The 22,308-nt window shown below is 64.1% G+C and carries 20 protein-coding genes; 11 read left to right on the forward strand and 9 right to left on the reverse strand.

Annotated elements, in window-relative coordinates:
* Positions 1-145: 145 nt before the first annotated feature.
* Positions 146-631, reverse strand: coding sequence for an adenosine-specific kinase (locus tag AWB76_RS22265; protein ID WP_061162308.1), 486 nt, complete (start codon positions 629-631; stop codon positions 146-148).
* Between the two features lie 238 nt (positions 632-869).
* Here AWB76_RS22265 and AWB76_RS22270 point away from each other — a divergent pair, with 238 nt between their 5' ends.
* On the forward strand, positions 870-2,501 hold the full coding sequence (locus AWB76_RS22270; RefSeq protein WP_061162309.1) for a tetratricopeptide repeat protein: 1,632 nt from the start codon (positions 870-872) through the stop codon (positions 2,499-2,501).
* Here AWB76_RS22270 and AWB76_RS22275 read toward each other — a convergent pair.
* From AWB76_RS22275 to AWB76_RS22290, 4 genes are all read right to left on the reverse strand, one after another.
* Entirely contained in the window at positions 2,491-3,618 is a 1,128-nt protein-coding gene (locus tag AWB76_RS22275; protein ID WP_061162310.1) for a CmpA/NrtA family ABC transporter substrate-binding protein, read from the reverse strand. The two genes, AWB76_RS22270 and AWB76_RS22275, sit on opposite strands and share 11 nt — an antisense overlap.
* Before the next feature lie 14 nt (positions 3,619-3,632).
* Positions 3,633-4,205: an ANTAR domain-containing response regulator gene (locus AWB76_RS22280; RefSeq protein ID WP_061162311.1), complete on the reverse strand. Its 573-nt coding sequence runs from the start codon at positions 4,203-4,205 to the stop codon at positions 3,633-3,635.
* Positions 4,206-4,277: 72 nt separating this feature from the next.
* Positions 4,278-5,045, reverse strand: a complete 768-nt coding sequence (gene cobA, locus AWB76_RS22285) for a uroporphyrinogen-III C-methyltransferase (RefSeq protein ID WP_061162312.1) — start codon at positions 5,043-5,045, stop codon at positions 4,278-4,280.
* A complete protein-coding gene (locus AWB76_RS22290) occupies positions 5,042-5,389 on the reverse strand; it encodes a hypothetical protein (protein ID WP_157696178.1) in 348 nt (115 codons plus the stop codon). The genes cobA and AWB76_RS22290 overlap by 4 nt, the downstream gene beginning before the upstream one ends.
* Positions 5,390-5,678: 289 nt before the next feature.
* Between AWB76_RS22290 and AWB76_RS22295 the strand changes: the two genes are divergently transcribed.
* The 10 genes from AWB76_RS22295 (at position 5,679) to AWB76_RS22335 (ending at position 17,286) form a co-directional block, all read left to right on the forward strand.
* Positions 5,679-7,004, forward strand: a complete 1,326-nt coding sequence (locus AWB76_RS22295; RefSeq protein ID WP_061162314.1) for an MFS transporter — start codon at positions 5,679-5,681, stop codon at positions 7,002-7,004.
* A 13-nt stretch (positions 7,005-7,017) separates the two neighbouring features.
* Complete coding sequence (gene nirB / locus AWB76_RS22300) at positions 7,018-9,540, forward strand: nitrite reductase large subunit NirB (RefSeq protein WP_061162315.1); 2,523 nt, start codon at positions 7,018-7,020, stop codon at positions 9,538-9,540.
* Positions 9,541-9,559: 19 nt separating this feature from the next.
* On the forward strand, positions 9,560-9,904 hold the full coding sequence (nirD, locus tag AWB76_RS22305) for a nitrite reductase small subunit NirD (protein ID WP_061162316.1): 345 nt from the start codon (positions 9,560-9,562) through the stop codon (positions 9,902-9,904).
* Complete coding sequence (locus tag AWB76_RS22310; RefSeq protein WP_074171385.1) at positions 9,901-11,160, forward strand: NAD(P)/FAD-dependent oxidoreductase; 1,260 nt, start codon at positions 9,901-9,903, stop codon at positions 11,158-11,160. Before nirD ends, AWB76_RS22310 begins: the two co-directional genes overlap by 4 nt.
* A gap of 28 nt (positions 11,161-11,188) precedes the next feature.
* Entirely contained in the window at positions 11,189-13,918 is a 2,730-nt protein-coding gene (locus tag AWB76_RS22315) for a nitrate reductase (RefSeq protein WP_061162427.1), read from the forward strand.
* Positions 13,919-14,213: 295 nt separating this feature from the next.
* A complete protein-coding gene (locus AWB76_RS41045; protein WP_157696179.1) occupies positions 14,214-14,372 on the forward strand; it encodes a hypothetical protein in 159 nt (52 codons plus the stop codon).
* Between the two features lie 191 nt (positions 14,373-14,563).
* Positions 14,564-14,914, forward strand: a complete 351-nt coding sequence (locus tag AWB76_RS22320) for a hypothetical protein (protein WP_061162318.1) — start codon at positions 14,564-14,566, stop codon at positions 14,912-14,914.
* Positions 14,915-15,048: 134 nt separating this feature from the next.
* Positions 15,049-15,396, forward strand: a complete 348-nt coding sequence (locus tag AWB76_RS22325; RefSeq protein ID WP_061162428.1) for a hypothetical protein — start codon at positions 15,049-15,051, stop codon at positions 15,394-15,396.
* Between the two features lie 145 nt (positions 15,397-15,541).
* A complete protein-coding gene (locus AWB76_RS22330) occupies positions 15,542-16,516 on the forward strand; it encodes a hypothetical protein (protein WP_061162319.1) in 975 nt (324 codons plus the stop codon).
* 143 nt (positions 16,517-16,659) lie between these two features.
* Positions 16,660-17,286, forward strand: a complete 627-nt coding sequence (locus tag AWB76_RS22335) for a hypothetical protein (RefSeq protein WP_061162320.1) — start codon at positions 16,660-16,662, stop codon at positions 17,284-17,286.
* 7 nt (positions 17,287-17,293) lie between these two features.
* Here AWB76_RS22335 and AWB76_RS22340 read toward each other — a convergent pair whose 3' ends face one another.
* The 4 genes from AWB76_RS22340 to AWB76_RS22355 form a co-directional block, all read right to left on the reverse strand.
* Entirely contained in the window at positions 17,294-18,781 is a 1,488-nt protein-coding gene (locus tag AWB76_RS22340; RefSeq protein WP_061162321.1) for a heavy metal sensor histidine kinase, read from the reverse strand.
* On the reverse strand, positions 18,778-19,491 hold the full coding sequence (locus tag AWB76_RS22345) for a heavy metal response regulator transcription factor (protein ID WP_061162322.1): 714 nt from the start codon (positions 19,489-19,491) through the stop codon (positions 18,778-18,780). Before AWB76_RS22345 ends, AWB76_RS22340 begins: the two co-directional genes overlap by 4 nt.
* 87 nt (positions 19,492-19,578) lie before the next feature.
* On the reverse strand, positions 19,579-21,051 hold the full coding sequence (locus tag AWB76_RS22350; protein WP_061162323.1) for an efflux transporter outer membrane subunit: 1,473 nt from the start codon (positions 21,049-21,051) through the stop codon (positions 19,579-19,581).
* On the reverse strand, positions 21,048-22,289 hold the full coding sequence (locus tag AWB76_RS22355; protein ID WP_061162324.1) for an efflux RND transporter periplasmic adaptor subunit: 1,242 nt from the start codon (positions 22,287-22,289) through the stop codon (positions 21,048-21,050). Before AWB76_RS22355 ends, AWB76_RS22350 begins: the two co-directional genes overlap by 4 nt.
* Positions 22,290-22,308 lie beyond the last annotated feature (19 nt).

A 22,308-nucleotide genomic window follows, 5' to 3' on the forward strand; every position in this document is an offset into this window, starting at 1 on the left:
AACGGCCTTTATACCGTATCCCGATATTTTCCATGATGTCGCGCCCCGGCCGGAAAAACGCTCCAGATAGGCGCGCGGCGGCGGCGGGCCTCATTCTCGCGATTTGCGCCGTCAAGTCAAGGCGCGGCGGGCCTTTCGGCGGAAATCAAGCCTTGTAGCCGATCTTGCGCAGCAGGTCCTTGCGCCATTTCACGTCTTCGTCAGTCTCGACGCCGAGCGGCGGCAGCCCGTCCACCACGCCGACGATCCCGCGCCCCTGATCCGTCTGCGCGACGAGCACCTGCGTCGGATTGGCGGTCGCGCAGAAGATGCGGCAGACCTCCGGCACGGCCTTGATGGTATTGAGCACGTTCACGGGAAAAAAACCGTCGCCGAGCACGATGATGAAGCTATGCCCCGCGCCGATGTTCTGCGCGTTGTGCGCGGCCATGTCGATGCAATGCGCGTCCGTGCCCGACGTGCGCACGAGCCGCTTGCCCGACGCCTCGCAGAACGCGAGCCCGAAGCGGATGCCGGGCACCGCGCCGACGAGCGCCTCGTGCAGATCCTCGACCGTCTTGATGAAATGCGACTGGCCGAGGATGAAGTTCGTGTCCTCGGGCTTGTCGATGGCGATGGCGAGCAGTTCCATGGCGAATCTCCGGTGCGCGGGTTGCACGATCAATGGTAGACGGGTTTTGGCGATGTCATCGCCGGGGTCGGACGAATCCGATTTCAGATAACGGATTGCGCCAGCCGGCGGCCAGCGGCGAATTGCCGTTTGGGTGCTTGTTAAGATGGGCATCCAATGCCAGCAGCGAATCCCTGTGACCACGTCCTCCTCGACATTGCCTCCATCGCGACCGGGTGACCGTTCATCCGAAGCCGAAATGCGGCTTCGTGCCGCCATCGACGAAAATCCGTCCAGCGCGAGTCTGTACAACCAGCTCGGCGACTTATTGAGCGGTCAGGCGCGCCATTCCGAAGCGGAACGTGCCTTCCTTCAGGCCGTGTCCATCGACCCGGCATTCGTGGCGGCGCACAACAATCTCGGGAATCTGTTCGTCACGATCGGGCGTTTCGATGAAGCCGAAGCGGCTTATCGCAAGGCGCTCGCGTTACGACCCGACTTCGCCGAGGCCCACGGCAATCTGGGTGGCCTGATGCACACGCTGAAGCGCGTCGATGAGGCCGAACGGGCCTATCGCCAGGCGCTTTCTCTTCGCGCCGATCTGCCCGGGACGTTGCACAATCTGGCCTCGCTGCTGCACGACGATCGCCGCTTTGCCGAAGCCGAGATCGCGTACAGGCAGTTGCTGCGCATCCAGCCAGACAGTGTGCCGGCGCAGTTGGGACTGGCCAACGTCCTGAATGCGCTTGATCGCTATTCCGAGGGAACCGGCGTCTGCCGAGCATTGATGGCGTCGTATCCGATGGACGCCGACGTGCATTACACGCTTGCTACGCTTCTCGAGAACGAAGAGCGCTTCGTCGAAGCCGAAGATGCCTATCGCAGGACGCTCGCGATCCGGCCGGATCATCACTACGCGCGTTTCAATCTTGCGCTGGTCCTGCTGCGCATGGGCCGGTTCGAAGAGGGCTGGCGTCTCTATGAGTCGCGTAATCAACCCGGACTACCGAACGCCGCACGGTTGCCGCTGGACGATCGATGCAAGGCGTGGCGCGGCGAGCCGTTGGAAGGGAAATCCATCCTCGTGTGCGGAGAGCAAGGCCACGGGGACATGATTCAGTTCGGCCGATACTTTTCGCTGCTCAAGAAACGAGGTGCCGCGCATGTCGCGTTCGCGTGCCGTCCGCTGCTGCACGACCTGTTTCGAAGCGCCGGCGATATCGACGCGCTCCTCGATCCACGCAATCCGCCGGCACGACAGTACGATTTCGCGACATTCCTGCTGGATGTCCCGCTTCATGCCGGATACGAGCCGATTCCCGGCGCCGGCTGGCTGCGCGCGGACCCCGAACGTGTGAACGCATGGCGGATGCGTCTCGCGCCGCTCGGCGGGTTCAGGGTCGGGATCGTGTGGAAGGGAAATCCCGGCCATCCGAATGACCGTTACCGCTCGTTGCCCGCCATCGACACGCTTGCTTCGTTGTGGGACATACCGGGCGTCAGTTTCGTGAGCTTGCAGAAGGGACCCGGCGAGCACGAGGCGTCATCCGTGCAAGCGCGTCTTCCCATTTACGACACGGCTCCGCATGTGCGCGATTTCGCCGATACGGCCGCGATCGTCGCGAATCTCGATCTGGTCATTGCGGTCGACACAGCCGTCGCGCATCTCGCGGGCGCATTGGGCAAGCCGTGCTGGGTGCTCGTGAGCACGCCGAGAGCCGATTGGCGCTGGGGACTGGAGGCACAGCGGACCTCATGGTATCCGCGAACGGCGAGCCTTTTTCGTCAGGCCGTGCCGGGCGACTGGAGCGGCGCGGTGCAGCAGCTTGGCGCGGCGCTTTCGCGTGCTATTTCCGATCAGACCGCGTTGCCGAACGCCTCTACGCCCTGACGCTGAACCCCGCGAGATAGCCCGCCGCATCGCTGCCGTCCCACACGCGGCCATCGCAGAACGTCGCCGCGTGCCGCTCGGCGGGGACCGCGATGCCCGCCGCCTGCGCCGCATCGCGATACAGCGCGGTCTGATTGACGCTCGCGGCGATGGCTTCATCGTCGATATCGGCGTCGAGCATGCCCCAGCGCCGGTACTGCGTGATAAACCACAGCCCGTCCGATACGCGCGGATAGTTGACCGCGCCGCCATCGAAGAAACGCACGGGCAGCGCGCGCGCATCGCCGCCGGACGCGACGAGGCGCGGCTCGATCAACTCGCGCGGCACGCCGAGCAACGCGGACGACGACAGCGCCTCTGCGATCTCCCCGCGATGCGCGCTCGCATCGAGCCAGGCGCAGGCATCGAGCATCGTGCGCACGAGCGCGCGCGCCGTGTTGGGATAGAGCGCGGCGAAATCGCGCCGGCACGCGAGCACCTTCTCGGGATGATCCGGCCAGATCTCGCTCGTGTACGTGACCGTTTTGCCCGCGTTGCGCGCTTCGGCCACGGCGTGCCACGGCTCGCCCGCGCAGAAACCGTCGAGCGCGCCTTCGACGAGCGCATCGGCCATGCGCGGCGGCGGAATCACGATGCTTTGCACGTCGCGCAACGGATGCACGCCCTGCGCCGCGAGCCAGTAATACAGCCACATCGCGTGCGTGCCGGTCGGAAAGGTCTGCGCGATGACAGGCGGCCGCCCGAGCGAATGCAGCGCTTCCTTCACGCTCGCGCCGTGTTCAATCGCATCGGCAAGCGGGCGAGACAGTGTGATCGCCTGACCGTTGCGATTGAGGACCATCAGCACGGCCATGTCCGACTGCGGCCCGCCGATGCCCAGTTGCACGCCATACACGAGCCCGTAGAGCGCATGCGCGGCGTCGATTTCGCCGGACAGCAACGTGTCGCGCACGGCGGCCCACGATGGCTGACGGCATAGCTCGATCGTGATGCCGTGACGCGCGCCGAGATCGCGCAATGCGGCGACGGCGAGCGGCGCGGCATCCGAAAGGGCGACGAAGCCGAGCCGCAGATGCGTGCGTTCGGGCGCGGGAAAAGTCAGTTCTGGCGAATTCATGAGGTGTGGTGACGCTAAAGAAGATCGGCCATCGAAAGAAGCTGGCGTGCGATTTCCGCGACCTTCACGCCCTGATCCATCGCGCGCTTGCGAAGCGCCGCATAGGCTTCGTTTTCGGACATGCCGCGCTTGTCCATCAAAAGACGTTTGGCGCGGTCGAGGACCTTGCGCTGTTCCAACTCGTCCTCGACTTTCGCGAGACGCTGACGCAATTGCGCTTCGTGCGCGAAACGCGCGAGCGCCACTTCGATGATCGGCGCGAGCCGCGCGGGCGCGAGTCCTTCGACGGAATATGCCGTGACGCCCGCGCCGACCGCCGCGCGGATGAACTGCTGGTCCGCGTCGTTGCTGAACATCAGCACGGGGCGCGGCGCGGCCTTGTTCATCACGGCGAGTTGTTCGAGCGTATCGCGCGAGGGCGATTCGGTATCGATGATGACGACATCGGGCTTCTGACTCTCGACGGCCTTGTGCAGCGCCGACGGCGCAGCCACCTCGGCGAGCATGTCATAGCCCATGCGCGCGAGTTGCTCGCGCAAATCGCCGATGGGTTTGTCGGTGTCGGTGACGAGAAGGACGCGAAGCATGCGGGAAGCGGAAGCGGTCATGCGGGGAACGCTTGTGACTCTAGCGCGCCGTCCGCCATTTGAGAACCCGCTTCACGCTGCATGCGCGAGCCCTTCGCTGTGCGCGGCGCGTGCGGCGAATTCGGCCGCTTCGCCAATCGCACCGCCGATCAGAATCACAGCAGGACTGCCGAGACCGGCGGAGATCGCATCGGTGGCGAGCCGCTCGAGCGTCGTGACGAGCCGCTTTTCCTGCGACGATCCCGCGTGCTGCACGACGGCCGCCGGCGTGCTCGCGGGCAACGCTTCGAGCAGCGATGACGTCAGGCTCGCGATGCGGCTCATGCCCATATAAATCGCGAGCGTGGTGCCGGTCGCGGCGAGCGCGGCCCAGTCCGGCTGGCTGTGATCCTGCATGTGCGCGGTGACGAAGGTCACGCCCTGGCAATGATCTCGATGCGTGAGCGAGATGCCGAGTCCCGCCGCCGCCGCGAATCCCGACGACACGCCGTTGACGATATCGACGGAAATCTGTGCTTCGCGCAATGCGGCGATCTCTTCGCCCGCGCGGCCGAAGAGCAGCGCATCGCCGCCTTTCACGCGCAGCACGTGCAGTCCCTTCTTCGCGTAACGCTGCATGAGGCGCTGAATGAACGCTTGCGGCGTCGACTTGCAGCCGCCGCGCTTGCCGACGCGAATCACGCGCGCACGCGGCGCGAGCGTGACGATATCGGCGTTGGCGAGATCGTCGACGAGAAGGATGTCGGCGGCGGCGAGCGCCTTCGCGGCGCGCAAGGTCAACAAGTCCAGATCGCCGGGTCCCGCGCTCAACAGAGTGACTTTGCCTTTGACGGTGCTCATCGTTGCTTCCTGAGTCTGCTTGCTTCGTATGTGAGGCGCATCGGCGCGGCAAACGCTGAAAGCGTCCGCTCGTGTCGCTGCACGATGGGGACGCCTTTGTCCTTGCTCTTCTGAATGTGGGTGCCGCGAACGCCGTTGTCCGCAGCGCTTTCAGCAATGCAATAAGCGGGCCACTGGATAAACAGGGGTTTGGCTGCATCGGCTGCACTCTCGTTGTGCGGGAACGGCGCGCGCGGCACCGTCACGGCGCAAACTCGCTTGCTTCGAGTGAACGCTTCGGCTAACCGGATAGTACAAAAAGCACGTCGATACGAAACGTCGATGCGCGCACGTTCGCACGGCATCAGTGCTGCGTCGCACCATCGCTGTGCCCGTCTGCATCGAAACGCGTCGCGAAGCGCGTGCGCGCAAGCAGTGCACGCTTCGCGCAAAGCCTTGCGCAGCAAGCGTTTCCCGGCGATGCATCGCGCATGGCATAGGCCTTGCCTTATGTCTCGCCATCGGATCAACGGCGATCCGTCCTGAATACAGCGCCCGGCAAGTGAAGAACATGCGGGGCATCGGACAACGGCGTCCCCCGCATCGGCTTCCCGGCTGAATGCGCGGGACGCCTTTCTTTTTGGCGGAAAGACGATGGACAAAGCCACCCGGATCGATCTCTTCAGCATGCGCAGTGCGCCGATGCGCGCCTTCCATCTCACGTGGATGGCGTTCTTCGTGTGCTTCTTCGCGTGGTTCGCCTGCGCGCCGCTGATGCCGCTCATCAAGCGCGAATACGGTCTCACCGCGGATCAGGTCGCGAACATCAATATCGCGGCCGTGGCCGTGACGATTCTGGTGCGCCTCGTCGTCGGACCGATGTGCGATCGCTTCGGCCCGCGCAAGGTCTATAGCGCGCTGCTGCTCGCCGGTTCGATTCCCGTGCTCGGCGCTGCATTCTCGACGGGCTACGACAGCTTCCTGTGGTGCCGTCTCGCGATCGGCGCGATCGGCGCGAGCTTCGTCATCACGCAGTACCACACGTCGGTGATGTTCGCGCCGAACGTCGTCGGCACCGCGAACGCGACGACCGCCGGCTGGGGCAACGCGGGTGCGGGCGCGGCGCAGGCGATCATTCCGCTGTTCGTCGCGGCGGCGATCGCGCTCGGCGCGGGCGAGGCATCGGCATGGCGCGTCGCGCTGATCGTGCCGGGCATCGCGATGCCGGTGATGGCCTTCTTTTACTGGCGCTATACGCAGGACTGCCCGCAAGGCGATTTCGCTACGCTGCGCCGTGCCGGCATCGCCATCGACGGCGGCAAGAAGGGCGGCTGGCAGAGCTTCCTGACCGCGTGCTCGAACTATCGCGTGTGGATGCTGTTCGTCACCTACGGCGCGTGCTTCGGCGTGGAAGTGTTCATCCACAACATGGCTGCGATCTATTACGTCGATCACTTCGGTCTTTCGCTCGCGCAAGCCGGCATGGCGGCGGGCAGCTTCGGTCTGCTCGCGCTCTTCGCACGCGCGCTCGGCGGCTGGCTCTCCGATAAAGCCGCCGCGAAGAAAGGCCTCGATGTCCGCGCGACCTTGCTGTTCGCGTTGATCGCGGGCGAAGGCATCGGTCTCTATGCGTTCGCGCATGCACCGGGCGTCGTTGCGGCCGTCGTCGCGATGCTCACGTTCGGCCTCTTCACGCACATGGCGTGCGGCGCGACCTACGCGCTCGTGCCGTTCATCGATCGCAAGGCGCTCGGCGGCGTGGCCGGTGTGATCGGCGCGGGCGGCAACGTCGGCGCGGTCGCGGCGGGCTTCCTGATGAAGGGCCTCGGCAACGCACAGGCGACGCTCTCGATGCTCGGCGTGATCGTCGCGGGCACGGCGCTGTGCGCGCTCGCGGTGCGCTTCTCCCCCGAACACAAGGCGCGCGAAGCGGCACTGCGTGAAAGCGCGCTCGCAGCCAATAACGTCATTGCAAACTGAGAAGGTCACCGTCATGAAAATCGTCGTCATCGGCCACGGCATGGTCGGCCACAAGTTCCTCGAATGTCTCGCCGAGACTGGCAATGAAGCGCTCGACGTGACGGTCCTGTGCGAAGAGCCGCGCGCCGCGTATGACCGCGTGCATCTGACCGAATTCTTCACGGGCAAGAGCGCGGATGATCTTTCGCTCGTCGAAGAAGGCTTTTTCGAGCGTGCGGGCTATGCGCTGAAGCTGAACGCGCGCGCGGTGGCGATCGATCGCGTGGCGCGCACGGTGACGGCTTCGACGGGCGATGTGCTCGCCTACGACAAGCTCGTGCTCGCGACCGGTTCGTATCCGTTCGTGCCGCCCGTCGAAGGCCGTGATCGCGACGGCTGCTTCGTGTATCGCACGATCGAGGATCTCGAAGCGATGCAATCGTTCGGCGCGCGCTCGAAGACGGGCACGGTGGTCGGCGGCGGCCTGCTCGGTCTCGAAGCGGCGAAGGCGTTGCGCGACTTGGGGCTCGAGACGCACGTGATCGAATTCGCGCCGCGCCTGATGGCCGTGCAAGTCGACGACGGCGGCGGACGCGTGCTGCGCGCGAAGATCGAGGAGCTGGGCGTGACGGTGCACACCGGCAAGAACACGCTCGCGATCGTCGATGGCGAGGGCGCGGTCAATCGCATGAATTTCGCCGATGAAACGCATCTCGACACCGACATGATCGTGTTCTCCGCGGGCATTCGTCCGCGCGACGATATCGCGCGTGCGGCGGGTCTCGAGATCGGCGCGCGCGGCGGCATCGTGATCGACGACGCCTGCCGCACGAGCGATGAAGCGATCTACGCCATCGGCGAATGCGCGTTGTGGAAGGGCCAGTTGTTCGGCCTCGTCGCGCCGGGTTACGACATGGCGCGTATCGTCGCGAAGCAGATCGTCGGCGAGGAAGCGGCGTTCGCGGGCGCGGACATGAGCACGAAGCTCAAGCTGATGGGCGTGGATGTGGCGAGCATCGGCGATGCGCACGGCAAGACGCCCGGCAGCCGCACGTATCAGTACAGCGACGAGCGCAAGCAGGTCTACAAGAAGATTGTCGTGTCCGATTGCGGCAAGTTCCTGCTCGGCGGCGTGATGGTCGGCGATGCAACGGAATACGGCACGCTGCTGCAGATGATGCTGAACAGGATCGAGTTGCCCGAAGCGCCCGAGTTCCTGATTCTGCCGTCGAGCGATGGCAAGGCCAAGCCCGCGCTCGGCGTCGAAGCGTTGCCCGATGGCGCGCAGATCTGCTCGTGCAACAACGTGAGCAAGGCGGAAATCTGCGCGGCGGTCTGCGCGGGCGCGACGAGCATCGGCGCGATCAAGTCGTCGTGCAAGGCGGGGGCATCGTGCGGCGGCTGCGTGCCGCTCGTCACGCAAGTGATGAAGTCGGAGATGAAGCGGCAAGGGCTCGCCGTCAACAACCATCTGTGCGAGCACTTCCCGTATTCGCGTCAGGAGCTCTATCACATCGCGCGCGTGGAGGGACATCGCACGTTCGGCTCGCTGCTTGGGAAGCACGGCAAGGGACGCGGCTGCGATATCTGCAAGCCGGCCGTCGCGAGCATTCTTGCATCATGCTGGAACGAATTCGTGCTGAAGAAAGAGCACGCGAGCCTGCAGGATTCGAACGATTACTACCTCGCGAACATTCAGCGCGATGGCACGTATAGCGTCGTGCCGCGCATGCCGGGCGGCGAAGTCACGCCCGATGGTTTGATCGCCGTCGGCCAGGTCGCGAAGAAGTATGGCCTCTACACGAAGATCACGGGCGGCCAGCGTGTCGACATGTTCGGCGCGCGCGTCGAGCAGCTGCCGTTCATCTGGGAAGAACTCATCGAGGCGGGCTTCGAATCCGGTCACGCGTATGGCAAAGCGCTGCGCACGGTGAAGTCGTGCGTCGGTTCGACATGGTGCCGTTACGGTGTCGGCGATTCGGTCGGTCTCGCAATCGAGCTGGAAAACCGCTACAAGGGCCTGCGCACGCCGCACAAGATCAAGTTCGGCGTGTCCGGCTGCACGCGCGAATGCGCCGAAGCGCAAGGCAAGGACGTCGGCGTGATCGCAACGGAAAAGGGCTGGAATCTCTACGTTTGCGGCAACGGCGGCATGAAGCCGCGTCATGCGGAACTCATCGCGAGCGATCTCGATCACGACACGCTCGTGCGCTATATCGACCGCTTCCTGATGTTCTACGTGCGTACGGCCGATCGTCTGCAACGCACGAGCGTATGGCGCGACAACCTCGAAGGCGGCCTCGATTATCTGATCGACGTGATCATCAACGACAAGCTCGATATCGCCGCCGAACTCGAAGCGGAGATGCAGCTCGTCGTCGATACCTACGAGGACGAGTGGAAGAAGGCCGTCACCGATCCGCAAACGCGCAAGCGCTTCCGCCACTTCGTCAACAGCGAACAGGGCGATGCGAACGTGACATTCGTGGAGGAGCGCGGCCAGATTCGTCCGGCCACGCTGGAGGAACGCAAGTCGAAGCTCGCTGAAATCGTCTGACACCTCGGGAGAAAACATCATGAACGACCGCATCGAACAGGACTGGACCGCCGTGTGTGAACTCGATGACATCGTGCCGGATACGGGCGTCTGCGCGCTCGTGAAGGGCACGCAAGTCGCGGTGTTTCATCTCGCGGGCGAAGACGAGACGGTGTACGCGATCGACAACTACGATCCGCATTCGCAGGCGGCGGTGCTGTCGCGCGGCATCGTCGGCAGCGTGGGCGAGCGCGTCGTGGTTGCATCGCCGATCTACAAGCAGCACTTCGATCTGCGCACCGGCGAATGCCTCGAAACGCCGGAGCTTTCCGTGAGCGCGTATCGGGTGAAGGTCGCGGGCGGCAAGGTGTGGGTCGCGGCATGAAGACCGAATATGCGGTTGCGGGCATGGCGTCGCTGAAGGACGCCGCGTCGCGCCAGCGGCTCGTGGTCATCGGCAACGGCATGGCCGGCATGCGCACGGTCGAAGAGCTGCTGAAGATCGCGCCCGAGCTGTACGACATCACCGTGTTCGGCGCGGAGCCGTACGGCAACTACAACCGCATTCTGTTGTCGCCGGTGCTCGCGGGCGAGAAGAGCGTCGACGACATCATCCTCAACACGCGCGAATGGTACGACGCGAACGGCATCACGCTGCATGCGGGCGATGCCGTGATCGAGATCGATCGAGCGCGGCGCATCGTGCGTTCGCAGAAGGGCGTCGAGGCGCGTTACGACCGTCTGTTGATTGCGACGGGTTCGAAGCCTTTCATCATTCCGGTGCCGGGCTGCGATCTTTCCGGCGTGATCGCGTTCAGAGATATTGAGGATGTCGAAACGATGCTTGACGCGGCACGCGATCATCGGCATGCGGTGGTCATCGGCGGCGGCTTGCTCGGGCTCGAAGCGGCGAACGGCTTGCAGCGCCAGGGCATGTCGGTGACGGTCGTGCATTCGAGCGAAAGCCTGATGGACCGTCAGATCGACGCAACTGCATCCGCATTGCTGAAGCGTTCGCTCGAAGCAAAAGGATTGCTCTTCGCGATGGCCGCGCAGACGGCTGAAATCGTCGGCGACGACCGCGTGCGCGCCGTGCGTTTCGCCGACGGCACGCAGATCGATGCGGACCTCGTCGTGATGACGGCGGGTGTGCGGCCCAACATCGCGCTCGCGAAAGAGGCGGGCTTGCATTGCGAACGCGCGATCATCGTCGACGATACCTTGCAGACCTTCGATCCGCGCGTGTATGCAGTAGGCGAATGCGTGCAGCATCGTTCGGCTACGTTTGGTCTCGTCTCGCCGATCTGGGATCAGGCGCGTGTCGCGGGTGCGCATCTCGCGGGCGCGGGGCATCGGCGCTATGTGCAGCGCGCGACCGCGACGAAGCTCAAGGTGACGGGCGTCGATCTGTACTCGGCGGGCGATTTCATCGGCGGTGACGGCAGCGAGGATCTCGTGCTGCGCGATCCGCGCCGTGGCGTCTACAAGCGTCTCGTGCTGCAGGCGGGACGTGTGATCGGCGCGGTGCTGTACGGCGACGTGAAGGACGGCGGCTGGTACTTCGATCTGATTCAGAACCGCACGGACATCTCGCATCTGCGCGGCAAGCTCCTCTTCGGCAAGACGCTTTGTGAAGCCTGAAACAAGGCCAAGGAAATAGAACGTGAGCATGCCCATCATCCCGATTCAACCTGCGACCGTCAAAACGACATGCCCGTATTGCGGCGTCGGCTGCGGCGTGAATGCGTCGCCGAAGAGCGCGACCGAAGTGGCCATTTCCGGCGATGAAGCGCATCCGTCGAACTTCGGACGTCTGTGCGTCAAAGGCTCGGCGCTCGGCGAAACGGTAGGGCTTGAAGGGCGCCTGCTCAACCCGAAGTTGCGCGACAGGCAAACCGGCTTACTGTCCGATGTCTCATGGGACGATGCGCTCGGCACGGTCGCGAACGGCTTTGCGCGCATCATCGCGGAGCATGGTCCGGATGCGGTCGCGTTCTATGTGTCGGGACAGTTGCTCACCGAGGACTACTACGTCGCCAACAAGCTGATGAAGGGCTACATCGGCAGCGCGAACATCGATACGAACTCGCGGCTGTGCATGTCGTCGTCGGTGGCGGGGCACAAGCGCGCATTCGGCGAAGACATCGTGCCGATGAGCTATGACGACCTCGAACTTGCGGACCTCGTCGTGCTGGTCGGCTCGAATACGGCGTGGTGTCATCCGATTCTCTTTCAGCGCATCGTGAAGATGAAGGAGAGGCGGCCGGAGATGAAGATCGTCGTCATCGATCCGCGCTATACCGCAACATGCGAAATGGCCGATCTGCATTTGCCGCTCAAGCCCGGCAGCGACGTGCGGCTTTTCAACGGCCTGCTCGCGTTTCTCGCGGAGCATGGCGCAACCGATGCCTCTTTCGTCGATGCGCATACCAACGGCTTCGACAATGCGCTCGCCGCTGCGGGGCCGTCCGATCTCGCGCAAACGGCGAAGGACTGCAAGCTCGACCAGCACGAACTGATGGAGTTTTATCGCCTGTTCGCGCGCACGGAGCGCGTGGTGACGGTCTATTCGCAAGGCGTGAATCAGTCGAGCGCGGGCACGGACAAGGTCAACAGCATCATCAACTGTCATCTCTCGACGGGGCGCATCGGCAAGCCGGGCATGGGGCCGTTCTCGTTCACCGGCCAGCCTAACGCGATGGGCGGGCGCGAAGTCGGCGGCCTCGCGAACACGCTCGCCGCGCATCTCGAGTTCGGCGATCCGTTGCATGGCGAGATCGTGCGGACGTTCTGGAATTCGCCTGCAATCGCGGAACGTGCGGGATTGAAGGCCGTCGAACTGTTCGATGCGATCGAAGCGGGTCGTGTAAAAGCCGTATGGGTGATGGGCACGAATCCGGTCGTGAGCCTGCCCGACGGCGATCGCGTGAAGCGTGCGCTCGATACGTGCGAGCTCGTGGTCGTGTCCGACATCATCGAGAAGACGGATACGAACGCGTTCGCCGATGTGCTGTTGCCCGCGCTCGGCTGGGGCGAGAAGGACGGCACCGTGACGAACTCGGAACGGCGCATCTCGCGACAGCGCGCGTTCATTCCGGCGCCGGGCAACGCGCGCGCGGACTGGCGCATCATCTGCGATGTCGCACGTCGCATGGGCTTCGATGGCTTCGATTTCGCGGGTCCGCATGAGATCTTCGACGAACACGCGCGCCTGAGCGCTCATCGCAACGATGCTGCGACGGGCGTGCATCGCGCGTTTCATATCGGCGGGCTGGCTGGCCTCGATCGCGAACAATACGATGCGCTACAGCCCACGCAATGGCCGCTGCGCGCGGCGAACGAAGCTGGCATTGCTCGGCTTTTCGACGATCATCGCTTCAGTCATGCCGATGGCCGCGCGCGCTTCGTTGCCACCGTTGCAAGAGGGCCGGTCAACGCGCCCGACGACGAGTATCCGCTCGTGCTCAACACGGGCCGCGTACGCGACCAATGGCACACGATGACGCGCACGGGACGCTCTGCGAAACTCGCGGGGCACATCAGCGAATCGTTCATCGACATGCATCCGCAAGACGCGCTCGCATGCGGCGTGCGCGAAGGCGAACTCGCGCGCGTGTCGAGCCGCTGGGGTTCGATGATCGCGCGCGTGCAGCACGGCGGCGGCATGCCGCGCGGCAGCGTGTTCGTGCCGATCCACTGGAACGATCAGGTCGCCTCCGATGCGCGCGTGGGCGCGGTCGTGAATCCCGTCGTCGATCCCGTTTCGGGCGAGCCGGAATTCAAGCACACGCCCGTTGCAATCGAGAAATTTCACGTCACGTGGCATGGCTTTTCGCTCTCGCGCACCGCGCCCGATCTCGACATGGTGACGCACTGGACGCGCGTGCATGGCGCACGCTTCGTGCGCTACGAGATGGCGGGCCGCAATCGCTTCGATGCATCGCATGGCGATCATCACGACTGGGCGCGCTCACTCTTTCACATCGACGATCACCATGCGGACTGGATCGAATACGAGGACAAGAGCGCGGGCGTATATCGCGCGGCGCACGTGGTCGACGAGCGCATCGAGAGTTGCGTGTTCATCTCCGAGCGTCCCGATCTGCCCGCGCGCGCGTGGCTTGCGACGCTCTTCGAAAAAGACCGGCTCGACGACGAGGACCGCGCGAGTCTTTTGCTCGGCCAGCCGATAGGCAAGGGCGAGGACACCGGACCGACCGTGTGCTCGTGCTTCGGCGTCGGACGCAACACGATCTGCAACGCGATTCGCGACAAGGGTTTGAAAACCGCCGCGGAAGTGACCTCGTGTCTGAAGGCCGGCGGTAACTGCGGCTCATGTGTGCCGGAGCTGAAAAAGCTCATCGTCGAAACGGAGATGGCGCGCCTCTCGACGGTTTGATGACTGCGTGGTCTATCGCACGGACGCGGGCGCATGTCGCCCGCGTTTTCGCTTCTGCGCGTCCGCGCGATGCGGACGTATCCGTGAAAACCCGCGAAAACAGGGCGTTTCCGGGGTATTGGTATGCTCGAATGAGCGCTTCCCAACCAAACTACTTACGAATTGTTACGAGGTGAAATGGTGTGTTGGCTCGCCCACGCTCGAGCCAATTCGTCTTCCGTAAAGTCACATCAAACACAGGCACTAAACAAAAAGACGCCTGAGAACAAAACGAAATGGCTTTACGGGGATTGTGATGATGAAGAAGAACAACACAAAACGAATCGACCACGCGGAAGGCCCACGCGCCACGCTCCGCGTATTGCACGCCGACATCGACCTGTTGCACGAACGCCGACTTCTCCTGATCGAAGTCCGCGACGTTCGCTGCTCAAAGCTTCTAATCTGCATCTGATCTGTTTAGCCGCGCTCGCTGCGCGTCCTGTCTCGAACGTTCACTGATTTTTTCACGCTGGTTCATCGACGTGAAATTCAGTCAGGCGATTGAGATAGGAATGGTAATTAAAAGATTACTCGTTGTGCCCGCTACATATCGGCGTCGATGTAGCTGGAATTGACCGTGCGCCAAAACTTGGAGACCTCACCATGCAACGCAAACTGATCGCAGCAGCCGCCGTCCTCTCGCTCGTTTCCGCCGCTGCTTTCGCAACGGGCACGAGCTCCAGCTCGAGCTCGACCTCGGGTGGCACCACCAGCGCCGCCGTGTTCGGCTACGGCTCGTTCAGCGCGACCGACGCAGGCATCGCCAACGGCCACGCTTCGGCGATCGCTGGCCAGGGCTACGGCGTGACGGGCAACGCAACCAACGCGACGACCGGCCACGTCAACACGTCGTCGGTCGGCGGCAAGGGCTTCGGTGGCTCGACGGCAACGGGCGTCTCCGGCGCCGACGCTAGCGCGAACGCCTGGAGCAAGCTGGGCGGCGGCTGGCGCTAAGCACACGGCGACGGACGGCGGACTTCGCCGCAACGGGGTTCGCTCTCCTGTCACCCGTGTGATGCTGTTCGAATAACAAGAAAAGAAACACAAAACGAAATCCAATCTCATCGATTCAATAAGGAATGCAAATCATGAAACGCACTCTGATCGCTGCTGCACTGCTCTCGTTCGTCTCCGTCGCCGCGATGGCCACGACCACGAACTCCAGCTCGTCCTCGACCTCGGGCGGCACGACGTCCGCTTCGGTCTCGGGATTCGGCCACTTCACGGCCACCAACTCCGGCACGGCCAACGGTAACGCGCAATCGATCGCCGGCAACATGTTCGGCGTGACGGGCAACGCGACCAACGCGACGACGAGCCACACGAACACGTCGACGGTGAGCGGCTTCGGTCACGGCACGTCGCAAGCGGGCGGCACCTCGGGCGCGGACGCAGCGGCCAATGCATGGAGCAAGCTGGGCGGCGGCTGGCGTTAAGCCGGTCCGTGGACCAGGGCAGGGGCGGCGTCATGACGAGCCGCGTGCTTGCGGGATACCGCCTTTGCCGAATCAAATAAAAAAACTCTAAGTCGTCCGGGACCGTCACGCGAATTGGCGTCCCCTTCCTTTCCGGAGAACCAAAATGAACAAGACCACTTTGCAATTGGCATGCGCGGTTCTGTTTTGCGCCGCTCAACTTGCCCACGCTGACACCACGGCCAATTCCTCGTCCGGCTCGGTTTCGGGTTCGACGTCCACGGGCATCGGTCAGGGCGGCGGTTCCAGCCTGAACAACATCGGCACGTCGGCGAACTCGACGGCCAACACCAGTTCCAATTCGTCGTCGGTGGGCGGCCTCGGCGTCGCGACGGCGAGCGGCGGCCGTTCGAGCGCACAGGGCGGTTCGTCGAACGTGAACATCGCGCTGACGATGCCTGCGCTCACGACCGCGGGCAACGACGCGAGCGGCACGGATGCAACCGGCAAGGCGGCCACGAGCGGCCCCGGCACGAGCGCCTTCGACACGCGCACGACGGTCGATTACAACCAGAGCTCGTACTCGGTGCGCACGACGCCGGCGATCGCCGCGCCCTCGCTGACGACGACCCTTTCCGACACCTGCATGGGCTCCGCGAGCTTCGGCCTGTCGATCACGGGCTTCGGCGCGACCGGCGGCACGACGCTCGTCGATCAGGCGTGCGTACGCCGTCTCGATGCACGCGAATTCCGCGCGATGGGCCTGACCGATGTCGCGCTCGCGCTGCTCTGCCAGAGCGATGCGAACCGCCGCGCCGTCGAAGCGACGGGCCATCTGTGCCCGGGCACGACCAAGCCGCTCGCGAAATCGGGCGAAGACGCGGTGCTCTCGGATGACGAGAAGTATCGCGATCCGCTGGTCCGCGCGCGCCTCGGCTTGCCGGTGACCGCCGCCAACAATCCTGAAGTCAACCTGAAGAGCCAGGACGAGGCGAAGCAGGCTCAGCCGGCGCCGGCGAAGCAGGTCGCGCAGCCGACGCCGGTCGCGGCCCGCGTGATCGATCACGCTGACAGCGCGGATAATGTCGAAGTGGCGAGCGCGCCCATCGGCGAAAAGATCGAAGTCTCGCTGGTCAAGTGAGGATGCAAGAGATCCAGTGGCAAAGCAGCGCCACGGAGCAGCAGGGACGCGCCTGAGCAATCGGGCCGTCTCTATCTTTGAAGGGTTGGCTCTGAAAGACTGGTCCCGGAGAGTCAACCCTCGTTTTCCCGCTGAGGCATGCGATGAAGAGTCACAAGACAATGGCGGCCATCGCGCTCGCGGCGAGTGCGATGGTCTCGATGATGCCGATGAGCGCGCACGCCGATGCAGGCGCCGGTGTCATCTGGGCAGCGAACCCGGCAGGCGTGCAGTCGATGCCCAATGCGCAGGCCCTCGCGCTCTTGCCTTCGAGCGGTTACGTGCCGTTGCAGACATCGGGCGGCAAGTGCCTGCTCGTCGCGCGGCGCGGCACGCAGATCGTCGCGGTGGAATTGTCGCCGCTGTCGATCGGCGCGAAGGTGATCGGCTGGAAGCCGCAAGAGATCGATATGAGCACGCTCACGTCGAAGTGGGGTTACGAGCCGCCGAAATCGTCTCTCGATACGAAAAGCTTCGGCAATCCGGTGACGAGCGCGATGGCCACGCAGAGCAAGGCCGATACGTCGAAGGGCGGATCGTATGCGAGCGCGAGCAGCTGGGGCAACGGCAACGTCGAAGCGCACAGCAGCGCGATCGCATCGGCCTCGGGTGAGACCGAAGCCGCGGAATCCGTGACGGTGAACGGCAAGACGTATCGCAAGTACAGCCACTTCAAGCCGGCGACGGCCGAGGCGCCGGTGGCGGCATCGGACGAATACTTCTGCCAGTGAGCCTGGCTCAGGTCGTGGCCGACTTCGGTTCGACAACCGGCGGCACGGGCAAGGCCACATCCTCCGTGGTGCGGGATTCCGTGCCGAAACGCGCCACCGAGAACGAGAACGTGTTGATGCCGTGCTCGCTCGTCGCCGACACCGTGCCGCGATGCATCTCCGCCACCGCCTTCACGATGGCGAGCCCGAGGCCGTGATTCTCGCGGCTGTTCGTGCGCGAGCTCTCCGCGCGATAGAAACGGTCGAAGAGATGGGTCATGACATCCGGCTGAATCGCTTCGCCGGGATTGGCCACCGCAATGCGGATGCGCCCATGTTCACGCGTGACGGACACAGAGATCGTCGCGCCCGGCGCGCAGTGCTGAATCGCGTTCATCACGAGATTGGACAGCGCGCGCCCGAACAGCGACGTATTGACGAAAGCGCGTGCATCGCCGCTCGCGATCGCGCGGACGTGCGCTTCTTCGAGCGGAATTTCCAGGAACTCCAGCGTGCGGCCAATCTCCGCCGCGAGCGAGACTTCGACGAGCCCGGTCGCGCGCTCACCCTGATCGGCGCGCGCGAGAAACAGCATGTCGTTGATGATCGCGCGCACGCGCTCGAACTCTTCGAGATTCGACTGCAACGTGTGCCGCAACTCGTCGATCGAACGATCGCGCGTCAACGCGACTTCCGTCTGACCGATGAGGATCGTGACCGGCGTGCGCAGTTCGTGCGCGACATCGGCGTTGAAGGATTCGAGCCGGCCGTATGCGTGATCGAGCCGTTCCAGCGCGCCGTTGAAGGACTTCGCGAGATCTTCGAGTTCCATCGGCAGGGCGCGCGTGTTCAGACGTTGCGATCGATTGTTCGGGCTCAGCTTCGATGCATCGCGCGTGAGACGCGTGAGCGGCGCAAGGCCGAGCCGCGCGACCGAATAGCTCAGCAGCAGCACGGCGACAGTTGCGAGCGCCATCAACGAGGCGAGCGCGAGACCGAATGCGCGCATCGTATGGACATTCGGCGAGCAGTCGATCGCGACGAACAGCTGCAACGGCGGACGGTCCGCGTTCGGCGGAATGGTCAGCGTGGTCATCAGCATGTCATACGCGCGGCCTTCGGGACGAAAGCGCGCGTAGCCGCCCATCACGCGCTTCACGACGCGGCCCGCGGGCGGCGAACCGTACTCGAAGCGCGGATCGTTGCTGGACACGGCGAAGAGCGTGGAGCCATCGCGCGGCGTGATGTCGGCGAGTTTCTCCTTCGCGATCTTCCATTTGTCCGGCGTCGACACATGCGTGACGATGAGCCGTGCGATCTCCGCGCGATTGTCGAGCGAGTCGCGCAGATGCTGCTCCAGTTGCACGCGCAGCACGAGAAAGAGTCCCGAGCCGACGAGCGCAAAGACGAACAGCGCGACGAGCGCGAACATGACGGCGAGGCGCCGCGATATGGAACGTTGCGTGCGCGGCTCATGCGCGTCATGCGCCGGCGACGATGCCCACTGCGTGTTCATGATGTTCTCGCGTCTTCCCGTGCATCGCGCGTGTCGCGGGCTTCGCGCACTTCGAGCACGTAGCCCATGCCGCGTACGGTATGCAGCAGTTTGGTGCGGAATGGTCCGTCGAGTTTCGCGCGCAGTCGCTTGATCGCCGTTTCGACGACGTTCGTGTGACTTTCGAAATCGACTTCCCAGACGAGCTCGGTGATCGCGGTCTTCGAAAGAATGTCGCCATGACGGCGCGCGAGCACGGAGAGCAACTGAAACTCCTTCGCGGTGAGATCGAGCCGCACGCCATCGCGTGTCGCGCGGCGGCCGATCAGATCGACATATAGATCGCCGACGGAAATCAGCGTCGATTCCTGCGCGCGCGTGCGCCGCGCGAGCGCATGCAGACGCTCGACGAGCTCGAGAAACGAGAACGGCTTCGTGAGGTAGTCGTCCGCGCCTTCGCGCAGTCCGCGCACGCGATCGTTGATGTGATCGCGCGCGGTGAGCATGATGACGGGCGTCGACTTTTGCAGGCGCAGCGCCTTCAATACCGCGAAGCCGTCGCGTCTTGGCAGCATCACGTCGAGCACGATCACGTCGTAATCGTATTCGATGGCGAGATGCGTGCCTTCCTCGCCGTCCATCGCGATATCGACGACCCAGCCCTGCTCGGTCAACCCCGAGCGCAGGTAATCCACCACTTTGTGTTCGTCTTCGACTATCAGGACTTTCATGCCTGGCACCTGTGCGCGTTCAGTGTGTGTTTACCGTGATCTTCAACTGCTAACTATACGAGCCTCGCGGGCATCGTGCTGACGTTGCTATCGGCTGGAATCGCCGGCATTGGCCACTTCTTCATTGTCGTGCGGCGCGTCATTCGCCGTGTCGTTCGTATCCCACCCGCCGCCCAACGCTTTTACGAGCGCCACTGAAACCGTGCGCTGCTGCCCGCGAATCTGCACATCCTGTCGCTCGCTCGTGAGCAATTGCTGCTGCGCGGTGATCACGTCGAGATAAGCGACGAGTCCGCCCGAGTAACGATCGTTCGCGAGCGACAGCAATCGTTGCGCATCGACGACCGCCGCGTGCGATTGTTTCGCCGCGCCGTCCAGCACCGACAACCCGACGATACCGTCCTGCACTTGCTGAAACGCGCCGAGCACGGTCTGCCGATAGTTCGCGACCGCCGCGACATAGCCCTCGCTTGCGAAGTCGACGGCGGCGGCGCGGCGTCCGCCATCGAACACGACCTGGCTCGCCATCGTGCCGATGGTCCACAAGAGGCTCGGCGCGGAAATCAGACTGGAGAACGCGGTGCTTTCCCAGCCGATCGTGCCGTTCAGCGTGAGGCTCGGAAAGAACGCCGCCTTCGCGACGCCGATCTGCGCATTGGCCGCGGCCATCGCGCGTTCGGCGGACGCGACGTCCGGCCTGCGCTGCAACACGTCGCTCGGTACACCGAGCGGAATGGGCGGAAGCGGGCGGTCGTTCAATTCCGGCGCAATCGCGAATTGCGGCGCGGGCGTGCCGGCGAGCGCGGCGATCGCGTGTTCGAACTGCGCGCGCTGGTTCAGAAGCAGTTGCGCCTGCACGCGCGTCTGATCGAGCTGCGCCTGTTGCTGCAATACATCGAGTCCCGAGACCGCGCCGAGATCGTGTTGCGCCTGCACGTAATCGAGCGCTTTCTTCTGCAGAACGACGGAGCGGTTCAGCACGTCGATTTCGGCGTCGAGCTCGCGCATCGAAAAGTAATCGCTGGCGAGATCGGTGGTCAGCACGAGACGTGCGTTCGCGAGATCGTCGCGCGACTGATCCGCCGATGCATGCGCGGCCTCCACTTCGCGACGGATGCGGCCGAAGAGATCGACGTCGTAATTGACTGTCGGCGCGAGCTTCAGATCGTTCTGCACGGTCTCGCTGTTCGGCGTTGCGTAGTTGGTGACGGGCCGATTCTTCGATATGCGAAACCGCGACGCGTTCGCGCCCAGATCCACTTCAGGCAATGCGAGCGACGATGTCTGCGCGAGCGTGGCGCGCGCCTGCGCGTAGTGCGCGCTCGCGGCGGCGAGCGTCTGGTTCTGCGCGAGCGCCTGCGTTTCGAGGCCGTTCAGCGTGACATCGCCGAAGCCTTGCCACCAGTCGAGCGCGAGCGGCGCGTGCGACGGTTCACCGACGCGCCAGTACGAATCCGTCTTCCATGCAGGCGGCGTTTCAGCGGCGACCCGATGATAGTCAGGCCCGACGGTGCATGCCGCAAGCATCGATACGAGCGTGATGCAAAGCGCGGCTTTCATGATGCGGCCTTGCCGCCCGGCGCGGGCTGTTGTTGCTGTTGTTGCGGCGCGATCACGACATGATCGCCATCCGCGACCGAATCGCTTGGGTTGATGATGATCTTGTCGGTCGCCTCGATGCCGCTCTCGATTTCGAGCGATTGCCCGAGATCCTGCGCGATCACGATCTTGTGCAGACGCACGTGGCCGTCGCTATCGACGACAGCGAGACGCGGCCCTTCCGCGCGAAACAGCAGCGCATTGCCCGGCACGAGCAGACGCGCATGCGCGGTCGCGGGCACGGCGACCTGCACATACGCGCCGGGCCGCAGCCGTCCATCGGGATTCGGCAACGTCACTTCGACTTGCAGCGAACGCGTGGGCACGTCGATCGCACCGGAGATGTGCGTGATCTTGCCGTGGAACTGCTCGCCGGCCAGCTCGGCCTGCGTAACCGTCACGTCCTGCCCGACGGACACGTTCTGCGCATACGCCTGCGGCAACTGCACGAACACGCGCAGCGGATCGGACTGCGCGAGCGCGAAGAGCGCGCGGCTCGTGCCGCTGCCTGCATCGATGAGATCGCCCACATCGACATTGCGCTGCGTGACGACGCCCGCGAACGGCGCAACGATGCGCTTGAACGATTCGAGCTGACGCAGGCGCTTCACGTTGGCATCGGCGGCGGCGAGATTCGCGACGTCCTGGTTGTATGTGCTCTGACGTTCGTCGAGTTCCTGTTGCGACACGGCGTCGCGCTGACGCAATTGCTGCCAGCGCTGGAGCGAGCTCTTTGCAAGGCCGAGGCTCGATGCGGTCTGATCGCGCTGCGCGACCGCTTGCGCAAGCTCCTGATCGATCTCGGGCGTATCGAGATCGGCGAGCAACTGGCCTTGCTTGACGCGTGCGCCGATATCGACATACCAGTGCAGCAGATAACCCGTCGCGCGCGCATAGATCGGCGATTCGACGAAGCCGCGCAAGGTGCCCGGCAAGGTCGTTTCGCCGCCGCCGTCGGTCTGCTTCGGCATCACGACGTTCACGTATTGCTGCGCGCTCTGCTGCGTGCGTGTGGAGATGGAGCGGCTATGCAGCACATCGGTGACGACGGTGCGCGCCGCGCCGATCGCGAGCAATGCGAGCACGATGACGAGCGCGATCTTCGCACGCTTCCATTCGACATGGCGCGGCGGCAACGCGGGCCCTTCGTTCGGGTCGCGAGCGGGAATCGCTAGCGATGCATGGTTCTTTTCAGTCATGTTCGTCGGGATGCTTGGA

The organism is Caballeronia temeraria, assembly GCF_001544795.2.
Lineage (GTDB): Bacteria > Pseudomonadota > Gammaproteobacteria > Burkholderiales > Burkholderiaceae > Caballeronia > Caballeronia temeraria.

Bases quoted from the DNA above. Each gene is read 5' to 3' on its own strand.
- AWB76_RS22265 (WP_061162308.1), bottom strand. From the start codon at position 631: ATGGAACTGCTCGCCATCGCCATCGACAAGCCCGAGGACACGAACTTC.
- AWB76_RS22270 (WP_061162309.1), top strand. From the start codon at position 870: ATGCGGCTTCGTGCCGCCATCGACGAAAATCCGTCCAGCGCGAGTCTG.
- AWB76_RS22275 (WP_061162310.1), bottom strand. From the start codon at position 3,618: ATGAATTCGCCAGAACTGACTTTTCCCGCGCCCGAACGCACGCATCTG.
- AWB76_RS22280 (WP_061162311.1), bottom strand. From the start codon at position 4,205: ATGCTTCGCGTCCTTCTCGTCACCGACACCGACAAACCCATCGGCGAT.
- cobA (WP_061162312.1), bottom strand. From the start codon at position 5,045: ATGAGCACCGTCAAAGGCAAAGTCACTCTGTTGAGCGCGGGACCCGGC.
- AWB76_RS22290 (WP_157696178.1), bottom strand. From the start codon at position 5,389: ATGCCGTGCGAACGTGCGCGCATCGACGTTTCGTATCGACGTGCTTTT.
- AWB76_RS22295 (WP_061162314.1), top strand. From the start codon at position 5,679: ATGGACAAAGCCACCCGGATCGATCTCTTCAGCATGCGCAGTGCGCCG.
- nirB (WP_061162315.1), top strand. From the start codon at position 7,018: ATGAAAATCGTCGTCATCGGCCACGGCATGGTCGGCCACAAGTTCCTC.
- nirD (WP_061162316.1), top strand. From the start codon at position 9,560: ATGAACGACCGCATCGAACAGGACTGGACCGCCGTGTGTGAACTCGAT.
- AWB76_RS22310 (WP_074171385.1), top strand. From the start codon at position 9,901: ATGAAGACCGAATATGCGGTTGCGGGCATGGCGTCGCTGAAGGACGCC.
- AWB76_RS22315 (WP_061162427.1), top strand. From the start codon at position 11,189: ATGCCCATCATCCCGATTCAACCTGCGACCGTCAAAACGACATGCCCG.
- AWB76_RS41045 (WP_157696179.1), top strand. From the start codon at position 14,214: ATGATGAAGAAGAACAACACAAAACGAATCGACCACGCGGAAGGCCCA.
- AWB76_RS22320 (WP_061162318.1), top strand. From the start codon at position 14,564: ATGCAACGCAAACTGATCGCAGCAGCCGCCGTCCTCTCGCTCGTTTCC.
- AWB76_RS22325 (WP_061162428.1), top strand. From the start codon at position 15,049: ATGAAACGCACTCTGATCGCTGCTGCACTGCTCTCGTTCGTCTCCGTC.
- AWB76_RS22330 (WP_061162319.1), top strand. From the start codon at position 15,542: ATGAACAAGACCACTTTGCAATTGGCATGCGCGGTTCTGTTTTGCGCC.
- AWB76_RS22335 (WP_061162320.1), top strand. From the start codon at position 16,660: ATGAAGAGTCACAAGACAATGGCGGCCATCGCGCTCGCGGCGAGTGCG.
- AWB76_RS22340 (WP_061162321.1), bottom strand. From the start codon at position 18,781: ATGAACACGCAGTGGGCATCGTCGCCGGCGCATGACGCGCATGAGCCG.
- AWB76_RS22345 (WP_061162322.1), bottom strand. From the start codon at position 19,491: ATGAAAGTCCTGATAGTCGAAGACGAACACAAAGTGGTGGATTACCTG.
- AWB76_RS22350 (WP_061162323.1), bottom strand. From the start codon at position 21,051: ATGAAAGCCGCGCTTTGCATCACGCTCGTATCGATGCTTGCGGCATGC.
- AWB76_RS22355 (WP_061162324.1), bottom strand. From the start codon at position 22,289: ATGACTGAAAAGAACCATGCATCGCTAGCGATTCCCGCTCGCGACCCG.